The sequence below is a fragment of the Bacillus sp. S2(2024) genome, assembly GCF_050474045.1.
GTDB lineage: Bacteria > Bacillota > Bacilli > Bacillales > Bacillaceae_G > Bacillus_A > Bacillus_A yunxiaonensis.
Genome location: NZ_JBFLUS010000003.1, coordinates 3,465,171 through 3,481,447 on the forward strand (window position 1 = coordinate 3,465,171; position 16,277 = coordinate 3,481,447).

A 16,277-nucleotide genomic window follows, 5' to 3' on the forward strand; every position below is an offset into this window, starting at 1 on the left:
TCGCGTCGTCTTTGTTATCTTTAGTATAAATTTTTTAGAAAGAGTTACCATCGAATTTTCTTACATGTACCTTACAGAATTGTAAGATTTCTCAAAAAAGACTTCTCTCATGTTATAATAAATCGAAAATTATTCAGAAATTTCAAAACAAAAGGACGATACTACAATGTTTAAAAAAGTAGCAGCTGATATGCTTGGTTTAAGTGATATTGGGTCCGTTATTACCCCTGCTGATTATGATAAAGTAGATGCTGATGATTATGTCATGCATGAAGAAAACGAAAAAATTTATTTTTTAATCAAATCAAAAACAGATGAGTATTGCTTTACAAATACAGCTCTTATTCATGTTGATGGAACAAGTGCGATAAGTAAGAAACGTACACTTCGCCGTTATAATTACAACACTCATAAAATTTCTAACGTTCTGCTTGAAACAGCAGGGACAGTAGACTTAGATATTGAGATTAAATTTAATATGGGCGGAGAGCATTACTCCATCGACGTACATAAAAAACATATTGAAGAAGTAAAAGATTTATATAAAGCACTTCTGAAAATCGCGGAAATCACTCATGAAAATGATATCGTAACGCAATACGCACATAAGAGCTTAGAAATGGCCTCTTCTACATTAAGCAATCTGAGAAATGCTGAGCTAGATGTAGCAGCGCAGTTTAAAGAAATTAATCAAATTGCATTTAACTGGCTTGTGGATACGAAGAAACAATATAATGTAAAAGATTTCGGGTTTGTGTTTGAGAGGTTTATTAACAATTAACCTAAACTAATTTTGCTTTTCATTCTTTTTCTAATAACTACAGTTTTTTCTGTAAAATTCATTGAAAACATAAAAAACTGTACCTCCAATTGTTAGTTGCGTCTAACAATTGGGGTGCAGTTCAGATTTACGATCCCTAAAATTTTTATTTATTTGCTCCATTTATGACACTAAGCGAATTGTTAAGTGCAGATTTGCACTTGTTGACATCAGGGTTTGATGAACGAACTGCTGCTAATACACTGTCAATAGTTCCATCAATTTTAGTCCACGTTGTGCCATCTATTTTCCTAAGTTTAGGCTCCGCTGTGTCCCATTCATGTTCCAAATTGTCTGCCCCTTTTTTCGCCGAAGTAAAGTCATTTGAGTTTACATGGTTTAGCATATTACTTTCAATTTTAACAAAGTCTGTTAACTGTCCAGATAATGTAGTTTGCGCAGAATCGGTTGGCGGTGCTATATGATTACTGCACCAAACATAACCGCCTATACCAACAACTAAGAACATGCATAGTACCACAATGGTTTGTGTCAAAACATTTTTCTTATTTCCATTTGCTTGATTTGCTTCTGCTGTATCACTTTTTACCTTTGTATCAACTTTTGTAACAGCAAGAAAAACAATTATCGCTAAAATAGCTATAAGAAAAATTACACTAGTAATTGTTGTGCCCAAACCTAACCCACCATTATTTTTTGGTTGAGATAGGTAATCTCCTAATGATGCTCCTAGTGGACGAGTAAGAATATACGCAACCCAAAACGCTAATATTCCATCAAGTCCCCAAAATTTCCATGTCGAAAATACACAACTAATTACAATAACGACTAGTATTCCTGTACGAAGATAACCAAGACCGAGTTGTTCGGAATATAAATCTCCGACTGCTGTTCCCAATGCAAATGTGAAAAGAATGGTAAGCCAATAGAAAACTTCTCTTTTTCTTGTATAAATCGAGTGTATCGAGAGTGTTTTTTCACTGAGATACCAAAAAAGAAAAGTTAAACCTAGAAGCACGGAGAAAACTACCGTACTAACCTCAAGAGGTACTCCCATATTGTCTGTCAAATTATCAGTTACCAACGTTCCAAATACGCTTATAAGAACAACAGTTAGCCAATAAATGCCTGGAACATATTTAGTTGCTCTGAATTGAAGATACAATACAACGAAAAACGCTATTCCCATAATTATGGTAGTGAGAGTTAAACCAAATCCAAGGTTGAAATTTAGGAAATCAGCAAATGTTTCACCGACGGTTGTGCATAAAATTTTGATTATCCAGAAGAAGATCGTAACTTGTGGAACCTTATTCAACATCTGTCGGCCTAGTGACGAGGCGGCAGCGACTTCATCAGAAACGGATAGATTTTTTGCCAATGAACTCATCTCCTTTTTATTGTATTTAAACTGATAATCAATGTCTCAAACCATTTCATGATTCTCGTTTATTCATTTGATGATTACTACAAGAACTAGTCCCTACTTTACTAACTTTTAATGAAATTCATCTGAAAATCTAATTAGATTTATATGAGAAATTTATTAAAAGTTAATGTAACATCATAAAAAAGGAAAGCATTCTTTATAACAAGTTCCCTTCTAGGGGAGTAAAAAACAAATAAAATAACAATCATTTAACAAAAAAAGCATCGGTTTTATCACCGATGCTTTACTTTTTTATCATATTAAATAATACAATTACTATTTCTTATTTAAATCAAATCGAGCTATTTCTTTACCATCTAACGTCACTAATAGTGAAGCATCTAAAGCGTTATTCTCAAGTTTTTTCAATGCTTCTTTTGCTGGAACTCTTAGTGGAACTTGCGAGTTTTCTTCACTTACACCTAAATCAAAAGTTAGAATATATTCCCCACTTTTACCAGGTTTGATTTCTCCGCCAAAAGAACTTCCAAAACCTACACCCGATCCTTCATATGCAGAGGGGTCAAAAATATTAAAGCCAACTATTTCTTTGGAGGTATTCACTAATTTATCATTAGATTCAATTTTCACTTGTAAACCTTTATCGCCAAATCCTCCAATTTTTTGCTTCCCATTATTTTTAATTTTAAACTCATAATATAATGCCGTTGGTACAAGCTCCTGCCCTTTCTTATCACCTTCTGTTATGCCTATAGCACCAACCTTATTTTTATCGGTAACTATATCAACTTTTGCATTTACAAGTTCTAAAGATGGTTTAGACGAGCAAGCTGTCAAAAGAGTCAAAAGCGATATAAAGCCTAAAAGCATTATAAATCGTTTCATTTCAAATCCCCCTTTCAACCATTCCTACACTCGGATTACTACCATTTTACTGGATCAAGCAAAAAAGAATACATTTAAAACAAACAAAAAACCTTGTTATCAAAAGATAACAAGGTTTTTTTAGCGTCCCAGGAGAGATTCGAACTCCCGACCCGTCAATTACCTACGATATATAAACGATTCTTTCATCGTTTGCTAAACGTTCATTTTGGCGGTCAACTGACCGTTTTTGTTAATTAATATTATACGCTATATAGTAGTTCTACGTCAATGTTGAATGCCTTTTTGTTCTATCGATTCCCTATCGAAAATTCTGACGCATTCAGATGAATCCCTTATCCACGGAATAAAAAATAATCGTCTTAAAATGCGAATCTCGGCGTACCTTTCCTCACTATTTTATATATTTTGATCGCAGTCTTAATATATCTTCCTCTTCGCGAATACCTGCCGATCCCTTCCTCACATTTTTTACAACAGTCCAATTCGGGTTAGTTTCATCGCCGATATTCTGTACTGTAAAGTTGCCGTCACCATATTTTCGGTGACCTTCTGCCAATTTCTCCGTTAAATCATTCTCTTTTGATTTCGCCATCTTTGCGCCATCTCCCTTTTTTATACAACCTTCTTAAACTGTCCAACCAATCACACGTCCAGTCAATTGGAGATTCTCGTTTTCCGCTTCTATTAATTGTAACACACTGTCGGGGATAAGTTCCGATAATAGCTGCTTAATCGCACTAGAAACGTTATTTTCTTCGAATGTGAATGAGCCGACGGCAGTTACGCTAAACGATGCGATTCCTTGCCGCTGCATTTTGTTTGTATGTGATTTATCTAACGCTTGTTTTACGGCTCTAGCTCTATCGTATTTATCTTCATAGCATCGCTTGCAAATCAGCTTAAATCCCCCACGCCCATTTCGATAATAGCTATCTAGCGGAAACTTTTCAGCGCAGGATTTACATTGCTTTACTTCGGTTTCCTTACCGTCTACCTCGATAAATTCCGTCACGGTATATTCGCCAGTCTCCAATCATATCTGTAATAGTTGCTGCGAACACAGCTAGTCCTTATATTACTGCGGCTGCACTAAGATACAAGTTTCCGATAATATCCGTAACTACTAACGCAATTAGTGCGATTGTTAACAGAATTACGGAATGTTTCTTCCTTTTTTTATTTTTACTTTTATCTTCATATATGTACCCCCTTTCGAAAGGAAACGTATTTCTTTGTCCCACTTATCGTCCATTCTTCTTACGCAGCCTGCGTTCTTTTATAATTGCTGCACCTACCGCAGTAGATATCAATAGGAATAGTACGGTGATAACGTCAACGATAAGGCTGTTAAACTTAGACGAGACACCAACGAATACCAGCGCTATCGTTAATACCGCTAGCATGATTAAGGTTACTTTATCTCCGCACGTAGATACCCACTCCTACCTACCTTTTTTCTTCCTGTAATAGCTTCTTAAACTCTTCTTTAATCCACTTTTTCACACATAACTTACAAATTCCACCTGAAAACAGACGTATTTTATCTGAATTTAAAGGTTGAATATACTCTTTAGCTACTTCTGCTTTACGGCAATAGATTGTTTTAGTGCCCATATCGCGAATAATATGTAGCTTCCTTATTGTATTTACATTAGATAAGTTAAATCGAGAAGAACTACCTACCATGATATTTCGGTCTCTTCGTAAACGATTTAAAAGTCCTTCAAACAACTCTGCTTTCCTCTCTGAGCTAATGTGCATACAGTCTCCCCACCTTATCCCGATACATTCTACTCTTTATTTTACCGCACACAGTAAATTTATGTAATTAATCATTCACTAAGACGCAACCCTCTTTCGTTTTACAAACGAGCGCACCGCCCCTCTAGCACTATCAAAAGAGTGACCTGTTTTAGCTGCCAACCTTCTAGCTATATCACATGTACTTTCTACGTGATCTGTATCAAAAACGATATCCACTATTAATTTATCGGTTTCTCTTTCGCATGTTTAGTCATTCGTTTTGTTATGATGCTATTCGTTGGACTAGTTACGACACTTCCGCCACTCTTCGTAATAAAGAGATAATCATTTTTTACGTTGTATTCTCTTCGAATAATTTCGTTTTGTTTCATAAGAACGTCTAGCAATCGTGCGAGAGCGTCGTCAAACGGCAGATATATTGATTCATGATTCTTAATAATACCGCCGTCAACACTTAATACTTTCGCTTCTAAATCGACATGTTTATGTTCTAATTGCGCCAATGTGCCGACACGTATTGTATTCCCGTCTGATACATACGCAAGATAGCGGTAGCATCTCGCAAATCTAAGAATCGTGTTAAATCGATCATTGATAACAGGATATTAATTTCACGGTCTGTAGCACCCTCTTTAACAGGCGTATCCACCTTTATTTTCACATTGCGCCAAAAATTAATATCAATCCATCCGTTATCATGACAACGTCCTAGAAACGCCTTTATGCACTTTAAACGAGTTAATTTCGTTTGATTGCTAACGTTCATAGACGATAACCATTCGTAAATATGATTAACATTTAATTCTTCTAGGTACTGCGTGCCCGTTACCTTCGCAAAGTGATTAACGTGTATATAGTAGTCATTTATCGTACGTTCACGTAAGCCAGCCGCCTTCATTTGACGCACAACTATATAGAGCGCTTTGTCGATTGTTAAATTTAACGTATAACGACTTTCCGCGGTCTCTTTCTTAACACGATCACTTTTCAATCTATCGCTAAAGATATTCGATAAGTCTTCGCTAACCGTTAAAGAATCTCGTCTTTTTGACATAAAAAAATAAGCCTCCTAACTCGTTAATGACCGCACATTGTACGATTCAACTGACGAATCAGAAGGCTTATATATTGCGGAATTTGACGTTACCGCAAAGGTTTTTTTAGCGTCCCAGGAGAGATTCGAACTCCCGACCGACGGCTTAGAAGGCCGTTGCTCTATCCTGCTGAGCTACTGGGACATGGAGCGGGTGAAGAGAATCGAACTCTCGACCAGAGCTTGGAAGGCTCTTGTTTTACCACTAAACTACACCCGCATGATATGAAATTTTTGCTAATGTCTCATCGACAGTTCTTATTATATTATTACCAATAATTAAAGTCAACATTTTTTAAAAAATAGGGTGAAGAAAAATTTCTCACCCTATTTTAAACGTTTTTTCCGCTACAGTTGCACCATCTAATGTAAGAAAACGAATATCTATTTCGCTTTCTTGTATTTCGAGTAAAGCAAAGGTTTTTTCTCTGCGCGAGCGCGGCAAAAGAATGCTTCCTGGATTGATAAACAATATGTCGTCTATGATTTCTGCTCCCAATATATGTGAATGACCGAAGCAAACAACATTTGCCTCAGCTTCTTTAGCACGATATAAAAGTGTTTGCAGCGTCATTTTAATATTGTATAAATGGCCATGCGTTACAAGAAAGCGAGTGCTTTGTACATCTGTGATGATGTCATTTGGAAAATCACCAACAAAATCACAATTTCCTTTCACCACATGAAACCCTTCTAGTTCAGAATGCTGAGATGTTAATTCAGAATCACCGCAATGAATCATCACATCTACGTTTCCCTCATAGTGCTCTTTTAATTGCTTTAGCTCTTTCACAGAACCGTGACTGTCGCTCACAATTAACGCCTTCATCGGTTTCGCTCCCTTATTGTTCTTCTCCTAAAAACCATACTGGAATTTTTTCTTCCAATTTACGAAGAGCACGTCCGCGATGACTAATTTTATTTTTCTCATCAGATGACAATTCTGCCATTGCGCTTTTGTATTCTTCTACATAAAAGATTGGATCATAACCAAAGCCATTTTCTCCGCGCTGTTGTTCTAAAATTTTCCCTTCACACGTTCCGTTTACAATCAATGGTTTTTTATCTTCTTGTGGAAACGCAACGGCTAATGCGCAATAAAAACGTGCTGTACGTTTCTCCATTGAAATACCCTTTAATTCTTCTAGAACCTTTTGAATGTTAGCTTGATCATCCTTTTCCTCTCCTGCATAACGAGCAGAGCGAACTCCTGGTTTTCCCTGCAGAGCATCTACAATTAAACCCGAATCATCCGCAATGACAATTTCATCTAACTGTTTACAAAGATGTTCCGCTTTTAAAATGGCATTCTCTTCAAACGTTTCACCAGTTTCTTCTACTTCTTCAATATGAGGAAAATCATAAAGTGATTTTACTTCTAAATCAAACCTTTCAAATAGCTCCGCAAATTCACGTACTTTTCCTGCATTTTTTGTTGCTACTACAACTTGTTTCATAATTTTCACCTCTATTCCATATGAGTTACAATATCGCCCAACGCTTCTTTTTGCATTTCAATAAGCTGTAAAATTCCATGTTCCGCCGCATCTAGCAATTCATTCAATTCACTACGGCTAAATGTCGCTTCTTCTCCTGTACCTTGTACTTCAACAAAATGCCCTTTTCCTGTCATAATGACGTTCATATCGACATTCGCCTTAGAATCTTCTGCATAATTTAAATCTAACACAATACCATGCTCATCAACGATTCCAACAGACGTTGCTGCCAAGTAATCTTTTACTGGAATTTTTGATACTTTTCCTGCTGCTACAAGCTTCTCAAACGCTAATACCATCGCAACATATGCACCGGTAATAGAAGCTGTTCTCGTTCCACCATCAGCTTGAATGACATCACAGTCAATCCAAATCGTCTTTTCACCGAGCGCTTCTAAATCCACAACAGCACGTAATGCTCGTCCTATTAAACGTTGAATTTCCATTGTGCGCCCCGTTACTTTCCCTTTACTCGATTCACGAATTGTACGCTGTTCTGTTGCACGAGGAATCATGGAATACTCAGCTGTAACCCATCCTTTTCCTTCTCCTCTCATAAACGGCGGAACCCTTTCTTCAATCGTTGCTGTACAAATAACTTTCGTATCACCAACTTCAATTAACACTGATCCTTCTGGATGTTTTAAATAATTCGTATGAATATGTACACGGCGCAAATCTGATGCTTGTCTACCATCTACTCGCATAAAAATAACCCCCTTGTAACTGCTACATGTTAGTATAGCCCATTTAAAAATTTTGTTATGTATGACAATAAAAGAAGGGGGAATGCCCCTTCTTTTCATAAATTAAGTATATCAAATTATTCCTGTTTAAAAACTACCTGTGTTCACGTTTTGCGGACGAGCGACTGGTTTTATTAATTTATCGCCTTTTTCTGTAACAAGATTCGCTTTTCCATTCACTTGAATTAACACATTTTCTACTCCTTGTTTTTCCGTTAAAGTTAATACAAGAGACTGAAGTACATAGTTAGAAATCATACTTTTACCTTTATTCGCATAAATATTTTCATTAAAGTTTAGTGTCACCGTTCCTTTTTCAAGTTTCGGATCATTGATTAGCTTTACATCTGGATTAAAGTCGTATGTTAACGACGATTGATGCGCTGGTCCTTTTACAAGTTCTTTTACAATTGTCGCAACTTCATTTTCTTTTCCTTCTGCAACGCGGCGCGTTACTGGCACATAATAATTTTGTTTATTATTTTGCGCTAAGAAATACAGCGTAACTGGTTTTGTATTTGTAATATCAGCAACTTGTTCATCATCAAAGTTAATGCCATTTGCTCGGCTTAACCCATTACCAATCGGAGTACCAGCAACAGGCATTTTCGTTAATTCTTGCCCATTCATGCTGAACTTCACATTCTTTACTTCTTTAAACTGCGTTAATGTCCAAGTAACCGCTTCTACAATGCGGCGCTCTTCTTCTTTTTTATAATTTTTCAGTTCTTTTGAAAAATCAACAACCGCAGTCCCGTCTTTTTTCACATCAACTGTCATTTCTGTGTCCGCTGGGAGCACAGCTTGAAATCCATTTGGCAATAAGTTTGTTACCGGCCCGTCTTTCACTAAATATTGTAATGTCTGCTTAATCACCGCGTTATCTTTCGGAGCAGGTAACTGCACCGTTTGCGGCACAACATAACCATTTTTATCTACAAGATATAAATCTAGTTTTTTCGTTTGCCCTTGTTTCGCAGTTTCTTTCTTCTCCCCGTCTGTATAAGTAACTTTCTTAGGTGGATCAATTTGCTCTGTCGCTTTTTCCTTACTAAACAATCCACATCCTGCTAATAAAACCGTACTTAATGTAGCACAAACAAGCCATTTGAAAGTCGATTTAGGCATACACTTTCCTCCTAAAAATCTAAGTTTGTACTATATGTATACGAGCCTGATTCTTACTTTAGAACAAGCAATAACAACTTATCTTTTCTAAAAACACCTGCACAAAGTTTTATATTATAGTCAAAAACTTACTCCTTGCCTCTATTGGAATATTTTCAATCCCTTTACTAACCTTCATATTATTCTTTCGTGATAAAGTGAACCTTCCAGCAGCGGTCGGGTTCTTCCCCTCCCTTCTTTCGTTTCTCTGAATCTTAAAGTGAGGTCTTACTACCTACAACTAGTGAGATAAAATTATCAAATATAAAAGGAGATTACAGCAAATTTGAACAATTTATGAATCCTCCAAAACTGTGATAAATATCACATCCCCTCATTTCCCAAAAATTCTATAATACAAACATAAAAGTTTGTTAAATCTTTCACAAAAAGAAGGGAAATAAATATGAAAACACGTTTAGTCATGATCGGGAATGGTATGGCTGGAATACGCTGCATCGAAGAAATTTTAAAACAAAACCATACTTTATACGACATTACCATTTTTGGAGATGAACCGCACCCAAACTACAATCGTATTATGCTCTCCCACGTCCTACAAGGAAAAAAAAATATGAAAGATATCATTATGAACGAATACAGTTGGTACGAAGAAAATAATATTACGTTATATACAAATGAAAAAGTACTTCATATTGATCGGGAAGAACAAGTCATTGTTACAGAAAAGAATCGCATTGTTATGTACGACAAACTCATTATCGCAACAGGCTCTAGTGCTTTTATCTTACCTGTAGAAGGTTCAAATCTCCCTGGTGTAACAGGATTTCGCACAATCGAAGATACACAATTTATGATAGATACGGCTAAGCGATATAAAAAAGCAGTTGTCATCGGCGGCGGATTACTTGGTTTAGAAGCCGCACGAGGACTTATTGACTTAGGAATGGACGTGCATGTTGTTCATTTAATGCCACACTTAATGGAGCAACAGCTCGATGCTAGAGCAGCTTCATTACTGCGTGCAGATTTAGAAACACAGGGTATGAAGTTCCTTATGGAAAAGAAAACGGTAAAAATTCTTGGTACAGACCACGTTGAGGGCATCCAATTTGAAGATGGCGATGTTGTAAATTGTGATTTAATCGTCATGGCTGTTGGAATACGTCCAAATACACAGTTAGCAAAAGACGTTGGTTTACTTGTGAACCGCGGCATTGTAGTCAATGACTATATGCAAACAAATGATGAATCAATTTATGCGGTTGGTGAGTGTGCAGAGCATAAAGGAATTGCCTATGGTCTTGTTGCACCGCTCTATGAGCAAGGTGCTGTATTAGCAAAACAGATTACAAATACACAAACAGATGGATATACAGGCAGCATCGTCGGTACACAGCTGAAAGTTGCGGGATGCGATTTATTCTCCGCTGGTCAGATTTATGAAGATGATATCACAAAAGCAATCTCCATATTTGATGAATGTACACGTTCCTATAAAAAAGTACTAATTCGCGACAATAAAGTTGTTGGTGTTGTTTTATATGGCGATACAGCTGACGGCACACGCCTCTTCAGCATGTTAAAAAAAGAAGAAAATATTCAAGAATATACACCAGCTTCTCTTCTTCATAAAGCCGGTGTAGATAGCGGACTTGATATTGCAAGTATGAGTGCTGATGAAACTGTTTGCGGATGTAACGGTGTCACAAAAGGAGCCATTGTTCACGCTATTTTAGAACAAGACTTAACAACATTTGAAGAAGTAAAAGGATGTACAAAAGCTGCTGGATCCTGCGGGAAATGTCGCCCAGTCGTTGAACAAATTTTATCTCATACACTCGGAGATAATTTTGATGCTTCTGCCCAGGCTGCAGGTATGTGCGGGTGCACAACATTATCTCGCGATGAAGTTGTAGCAGCGATTCATGAGAAAGGTTTAAAATCACCAAAGGAAGTGCGAAACGTCCTTGCCTTCGCGCACGAAGAAGGCTGTTCAAAATGCCGTCCTGCATTAAATTACTATTTACGTATGGCCTGCCCAGAAGAGTATGCCGATGATAAAGCATCCCGCTTCGTTAACGAAAGAATGAACGGAAATATTCAACATGACGGGACATTTTCTGTTATTCCACGCATGTACGGCGGCGTTACAACAGCAGATGATTTAATGAAAATTGCGGAAGTTGCGAAGAAGTACGACGTTCCACTCGTGAAAATAACAGGCGCAAGCCGCATCGGTTTATATGGTGTTAAAAAAGAAGATTTACCAAAAGTGTGGGCCGACCTTGGTATGAACTCTGGCTATGCCTACTCGAAGTCCCTTCGCAATGTAAAATCATGTGTCGGATCTCGTTTCTGCCGCTTCGGTACAAAAGATTCATTAGGACTTGGTATGCTACTTGAACAGTCATTAGAAATGGTAGATACACCACATAAAATGAAAATGGGTGTAACAGGTTGCCCGCGTAACTGTGCGGAAGCATTAACGAAAGACTTTGGTGTCGTTTGTGTTGAAAATGGCTTCCAACTTTATATCGGTGGTAATGGCGGTACAGAAGTGCGTGAAGCGGATTTTGTAATGATTGTACCTTCAGAAGAGGATGTACTTCGCATCGCCACAGCTTACGTACAATACTATCGTGAAACTGGTATTTACGGCGAACGTACAGCTCCTTGGGTAGAGCGAATGGGCTTACACCACATAAAAGAAGTGCTGCAAGATGAAAATATGGTCGCTATGCTAAATGAACGTTTCCAAAAAGCACGTAGCACATATGAAGAGGCTTGGGGACAAGCACTAGAAACGCAATCATTAAAAACGATGTATGAAGTAGAGATTGTAAAGTAAGGAGCGATTCGTATGTTACAAACGAAAGAAAAAATAAAAATCATGCATGCTGTAGATCTTCCCGTACAAATTGGTAAGGAAGTGCGAATAAAGGATATGTCTATTGCCTTATTTCGCCTTGCAAACGGCGACATTCGTGCTGTAGAAAATCGGTGCCCTCATAAAAATGGACCTTTAGCGGAAGGAATTGTTTCCGGTGAATTTGTCTTTTGTCCACTTCACGATTGGAAAATTTCATTACTAACAGGTGAAGTACAAAAACCCGATGATGGTTGCATTCAAACGTATGAAGTACAAGTTATTGATGGTGATATTTATATATACATGTAACTTACACAAGGAAGCCTCTTCTTGGCTTCCTTTCGAGTAAAAATAGATGAGGTGTAGAGATGAACGGATACGTATATTTAGTCGGTGCAGGACCTGGTGATGAAGGGCTTATTACAAAAAAAGCGATGGAGTGTTTACAAAAAGCAGATATTGTTTTATATGACCGTTTATTGAATCAAAATCTACTTCGCTATACAAAGCCAACATGTGAACTTGTCTATTGCGGAAAAATGCCAACAAATCATATTATGCGCCAAGAAATGATTAACGCTCATTTACTTCAATCTGCCAAAGAAGGTAAGACCGTTGTCCGTTTAAAAGGCGGAGACCCTTCTATCTTTGGCCGCGTTGGTGAAGAAGCAACTGCTTTAGCAGCAGAGAACATTCCATATGAGATTGTACCAGGTATTACATCTAGCATTGCCGCTAGTGCGTATGCCGGCATCCCTCTCACCCATCGTGACTATAGTAATAGCGTAACATTACTAACTGGTCATACAAAAGGACCGATTCAGGATCATGTAAACTACAACTCACTCTTAAATAGTGATACTGTTGCCTTTTACATGGGCATAAAAAATTTACCAATCATTTGTGAAAACTTATTACAAACAGGAAAGAAAAAAGATACACCAGTAGCAGTCATTGAATGGGGTACAACAGGAAGACAGCGAGTCGTTACAGGTACTCTATCCACAATTGTTGATAGGGTCAAAGAGGAACACATTTCAAATCCTTCCATGACAATTGTTGGAGATGTCGTATCCTTGCGTAAACAAATCGCTTGGAAAGAACATAAGCCATTGCACGGAAAAAAAGTTTTGCTTGCCTCTTCATCAAATAAAACAAGTAAAGCAGAACAAAAATTACAAGAAGCCGGAGCAGAAACATATCAGATTCCAACTTTCAAAAAACAAGAATACACATTAGCACATGAACAGCTCTGTGAAATATTTGACGCTAAACGTCTTGTTTTTTGTTCAGCCGAAAGCGTAGCAATTTTGTTGCAATCATGTGCACAGCATCGTAAAGATATTCGTTCCTTGCAGGGGGAACTACAGTATATGAATAACGGCGCTCAAGAGGCACTCATGCAATACGGACTCTTCAGTGAACCAGCAAAATTTTCTACAGAATCAACTGTGTATTTAGGGCGAAACATCAATCGAATTGCTGTTATTCAAGAAAAAGTCGGCCCCGGTTCTTATATAATGACACATGAATATAAAATAGATCATCGTTTTGATGAAATTCATACACGTATGCTCTCTGAATTCACATGGGATAGCATTGTATTTGAAGGACGCGCCGCTATTGATACATTTATAGCAGAGGTCAAACACCTTGGTTTCATGCATATTTTCAATTTACCATTCTCGTATACAGATGGACTCACTTTGCAGTATGCAAATAAAATTGGATTCCAGAACATTGATTATGAATTACAAGCTATCCTTAATGAGAAAGAAGTGGCAGCACAATGAAAGGGATTGTTTATATTGGGCACGGTAGCCGATTACAAGAAGGAAATGAACAATTCATCCACTTTGTCCAGGATGTTATAAAAGCACGTAGTGAAAGCATACAAAAAATTGGATTTCTTGAGCTCACAACACCAACTGTTCAGGATGCGATTACAGAAGCCATCCTAGACGGAGCAACTGACATTTTAATTGTCCCTATTTTATTATTTGCAGCTGCCCATTATAAACGTGACGTTCCTTTTGAAATTGAGCAAGTACAAAAACGCTATCCGCACATTACGTTTTCAATTGTACCTCCTTTTAGTACACACCCGCTTATGATTGAACTCGTGATAAAAAGAATACGTGAAGTCACACCTATGCAAGGTAGTAAAATTCTACTTGTCGGCCGAGGCAGTAGTGATTCTCAACCTATACATGAATTGCAACAAATCGGATTAGCAGTTGAGCGGAAAATTGGCATGCCTGTTTCCTGCTCTTTTTTAACAAAAGGAACACCTTCTTTTACCGAAGAACTTAATTGGATAACAGCAGCGGCTCAACACGTATATGTCATGCCATACCTTCTCTTTACCGGATTATTACTTCGGAAAATTGAGCGCCATGCACACACATATACGAATGTTACAACTTGTAACTATCTTCAATTTGACGCCTATATGAAGTCAGCGTTATTAGAACGAATGGAGGAATCTGTAGATGTGTAACCTATATCCTCTTATATTTAATCTACAAGGAAAAATCGTTGTCATCATCGGGGGCGGCAAAATTGCATACCGAAAAGCAGCTGGATTAAAGGATACAGGAGCCATTGTCACTGTTGTCAGCCCAGAAATTTGTGAGGAAATGGAGAAACTCTCCTATATTACATGGAAACAAAAAGCATTTACAGAGGAAGATATAAAAGATGCTCATCTCATTTATGCTGCAACAAATCATCATGATGTAAATATGATGGTCAAACAAGCAGCGCATGATTTTCAGTGGGTTAATATCGTAAGTGATGGCACGCAATCATCTTTTCACACGCCTGCAATTATTCGAGATAATGAGTATATTGTAAGTATATCCACTTCAGGTAAAGATCCAGCATTTGCAAAACAAATCAAACAAGAACTAACAGCTGTACTTTCACAACTTATAAAGTGACACTTCCAACAGTAAGGAATTTTCTTCATCCCTACCGTTGATTAGTTGAACAAACTAGACTCTTACGGGCAGTAACTTTCATTCATCCTTAAACTACTCTACAGCTCAAGTAATGAGTTTTCCCTTAAAGTGAATACTATTCGGTGTACAATTCAGTAAAATCAAAGACCATCCTTTCATTTTCAGATACGCACTGAATAAGGATGGTCTTTTTATATTATTCTCTTAATTTAATAACTATGAAAACAGCCTCTTTATAAAACAATATGCTTCACATTCTCAATTGGTTGTCCAAACCATTTGGAAGCAATTTCTTTAAACACATCAATGTCTCCTGTTGTTAAAAAAAGATGATCACTTTGCTCTTCTCTACCATACAGCATCTTACTATGATATAAAATAGTGCTCACTTCACGAGCTGTTTCATCACCTGAACTAATCAATTGTACAGAATCGCCCATAACTCGTTTAATAACCGGCCCTAAAATCGGATAATGCGTACACCCTAAAATCAGTGTATCGATTTCAGTTTGCTTCAGTGGTTGCAGCGTTTCTCTTACCACTTCATATGCCATTTCACTCTCAAAATTCCCGCTTTCTACAAGCTCAACGAACGGCGGGCAAGCTAAACTCTCTACTAATACGCGGTTGTTAATCGATTTTAACGCCTCTTCGTACGCACCACTTTTTACTGTTCCAATCGTCCCTATTACACCTACATGGTACACATTTGTCATTTTAAGTGCCGTGCGCGCACCAGGGTGGATCACGCCTACCACTGGAATAGACAATTTCTTTTGCATTTCTTCAAGTACAACTGCTGTTGCAGTATTACAAGCAATGACAAGCATTTTAATATCCTGTGCCAATAAATGCTCTGTCATTTCCCATGTAAATTGCCTTACTTCTTCACGCGATCGCGGACCATACGGGCAACGTGCTGTATCTCCTAAATATATAATTCGTTCTTTCGGTAATTGTCGGATCAATTCTTTCGCTACTGTTAATCCACCAACACCTGAATCAATTACACCAATCGCTCTATTCAAAACAATCGCCCCGTTTTCTCTTTCATACTCTAAGCGTACATTCCGAAATCGTGCACTCATCATCAGTACAACATATATAGACTAATAGAAGGTTCACTTTATGTACATGTTAGACCTTTTTATTC

The 16,277-nt window shown here is 37.5% G+C and carries 16 protein-coding genes, 2 tRNA genes and 1 pseudogene; 6 read left to right on the forward strand and 13 right to left on the reverse strand.

Features of this window, described 5'->3' with window-relative positions; all coding sequences use genetic code 11:
- Positions 1-166 precede the first annotated feature (166 nt).
- Entirely contained in the window at positions 167-781 is a 615-nt protein-coding gene (locus tag AB1284_RS17555; protein WP_429753697.1) for a PH domain-containing protein, read from the forward strand.
- 145 nt (positions 782-926) lie between these two features.
- Here the strand turns inward: AB1284_RS17555 and AB1284_RS17560 are convergent, their stop codons facing one another.
- The 12 genes and pseudogenes from AB1284_RS17560 to AB1284_RS17615 form a co-directional block, all read right to left on the reverse strand.
- On the reverse strand, positions 927-2,162 hold the full coding sequence (locus tag AB1284_RS17560; RefSeq protein ID WP_429753696.1) for a COG4705 family protein: 1,236 nt from the start codon (positions 2,160-2,162) through the stop codon (positions 927-929).
- A 324-nt stretch (positions 2,163-2,486) separates the two neighbouring features.
- A complete protein-coding gene (locus AB1284_RS17565) occupies positions 2,487-3,056 on the reverse strand; it encodes a hypothetical protein (RefSeq protein ID WP_429753695.1) in 570 nt (189 codons plus the stop codon).
- Between the two features lie 394 nt (positions 3,057-3,450).
- Positions 3,451-3,651 carry a cytoplasmic protein gene (locus AB1284_RS17570; RefSeq protein ID WP_429753694.1) on the reverse strand — a complete coding sequence of 67 codons (201 nt, stop codon included), beginning with the start codon at positions 3,649-3,651 and terminating at the stop codon, positions 3,451-3,453.
- A gap of 33 nt (positions 3,652-3,684) precedes the next feature.
- Positions 3,685-4,092 (reverse strand): hypothetical protein, encoded by a 408-nt coding sequence (locus AB1284_RS17575; RefSeq protein WP_429753693.1) that lies wholly within the window; start codon positions 4,090-4,092, stop codon positions 3,685-3,687.
- A 413-nt stretch (positions 4,093-4,505) separates the two neighbouring features.
- Complete coding sequence (locus AB1284_RS17580; RefSeq protein ID WP_429753692.1) at positions 4,506-4,820, reverse strand: hypothetical protein; 315 nt, start codon at positions 4,818-4,820, stop codon at positions 4,506-4,508.
- Between the two features lie 236 nt (positions 4,821-5,056).
- Positions 5,057-5,877 (reverse strand): annotated as a pseudogene (locus tag AB1284_RS17585) (tyrosine-type recombinase/integrase); the annotation flags it as partial.
- Positions 5,878-5,987: 110 nt separating this feature from the next.
- A tRNA-Arg gene (locus tag AB1284_RS17590) sits at positions 5,988-6,061 on the reverse strand.
- Between the two features lies 1 nt (position 6,062).
- Positions 6,063-6,136: transfer RNA gene (locus tag AB1284_RS17595), tRNA-Gly, on the reverse strand.
- A gap of 102 nt (positions 6,137-6,238) precedes the next feature.
- Positions 6,239-6,745: a metallophosphoesterase family protein gene (locus tag AB1284_RS17600; protein WP_429753691.1), complete on the reverse strand. Its 507-nt coding sequence runs from the start codon at positions 6,743-6,745 to the stop codon at positions 6,239-6,241.
- A 13-nt stretch (positions 6,746-6,758) separates the two neighbouring features.
- Positions 6,759-7,373, reverse strand: coding sequence for an XTP/dITP diphosphatase (locus tag AB1284_RS17605; protein WP_429753690.1), 615 nt, complete (start codon positions 7,371-7,373; stop codon positions 6,759-6,761).
- A gap of 11 nt (positions 7,374-7,384) precedes the next feature.
- The gene (gene rph / locus AB1284_RS17610; RefSeq protein ID WP_429753689.1) at positions 7,385-8,122 is read right to left on the reverse strand and encodes a ribonuclease PH; all 738 of its coding nucleotides are present in this window, start codon (positions 8,120-8,122) and stop codon (positions 7,385-7,387) included.
- A gap of 126 nt (positions 8,123-8,248) precedes the next feature.
- Positions 8,249-9,289, reverse strand: a complete 1,041-nt coding sequence (locus tag AB1284_RS17615) for a GerMN domain-containing protein (RefSeq protein ID WP_429753688.1) — start codon at positions 9,287-9,289, stop codon at positions 8,249-8,251.
- A gap of 445 nt (positions 9,290-9,734) precedes the next feature.
- On the opposite strand from AB1284_RS17615, the gene nirB reads away from it, so the two are divergent.
- The 5 genes from nirB to AB1284_RS17640 are packed head-to-tail and all read left to right on the forward strand — an operon-like array spanning position 9,735 to position 15,103.
- Positions 9,735-12,140, forward strand: coding sequence for a nitrite reductase large subunit NirB (gene nirB, locus AB1284_RS17620; protein ID WP_429753687.1), 2,406 nt, complete (start codon positions 9,735-9,737; stop codon positions 12,138-12,140).
- A 12-nt stretch (positions 12,141-12,152) separates the two neighbouring features.
- Positions 12,153-12,470 (forward strand): nitrite reductase small subunit NirD, encoded by a 318-nt coding sequence (gene nirD / locus AB1284_RS17625; protein ID WP_098305139.1) that lies wholly within the window; start codon positions 12,153-12,155, stop codon positions 12,468-12,470.
- A 59-nt stretch (positions 12,471-12,529) separates the two neighbouring features.
- Complete coding sequence (locus AB1284_RS17630; RefSeq protein WP_429753686.1) at positions 12,530-13,954, forward strand: uroporphyrin-III C-methyltransferase; 1,425 nt, start codon at positions 12,530-12,532, stop codon at positions 13,952-13,954.
- A complete protein-coding gene (locus tag AB1284_RS17635) occupies positions 13,951-14,661 on the forward strand; it encodes a sirohydrochlorin chelatase (RefSeq protein ID WP_429753685.1) in 711 nt (236 codons plus the stop codon). The genes AB1284_RS17630 and AB1284_RS17635 overlap by 4 nt, the downstream gene beginning before the upstream one ends.
- The gene (locus AB1284_RS17640; protein WP_429753684.1) at positions 14,654-15,103 is read left to right on the forward strand and encodes a precorrin-2 dehydrogenase; all 450 of its coding nucleotides are present in this window, start codon (positions 14,654-14,656) and stop codon (positions 15,101-15,103) included. Before AB1284_RS17635 ends, AB1284_RS17640 begins: the two co-directional genes overlap by 8 nt.
- Positions 15,104-15,357: 254 nt before the next feature.
- Here AB1284_RS17640 and racE read toward each other — a convergent pair whose 3' ends face one another.
- Positions 15,358-16,212 carry a glutamate racemase gene (racE, locus tag AB1284_RS17645; protein ID WP_429753683.1) on the reverse strand — a complete coding sequence of 285 codons (855 nt, stop codon included), beginning with the start codon at positions 16,210-16,212 and terminating at the stop codon, positions 15,358-15,360.
- Positions 16,213-16,277 lie beyond the last annotated feature (65 nt).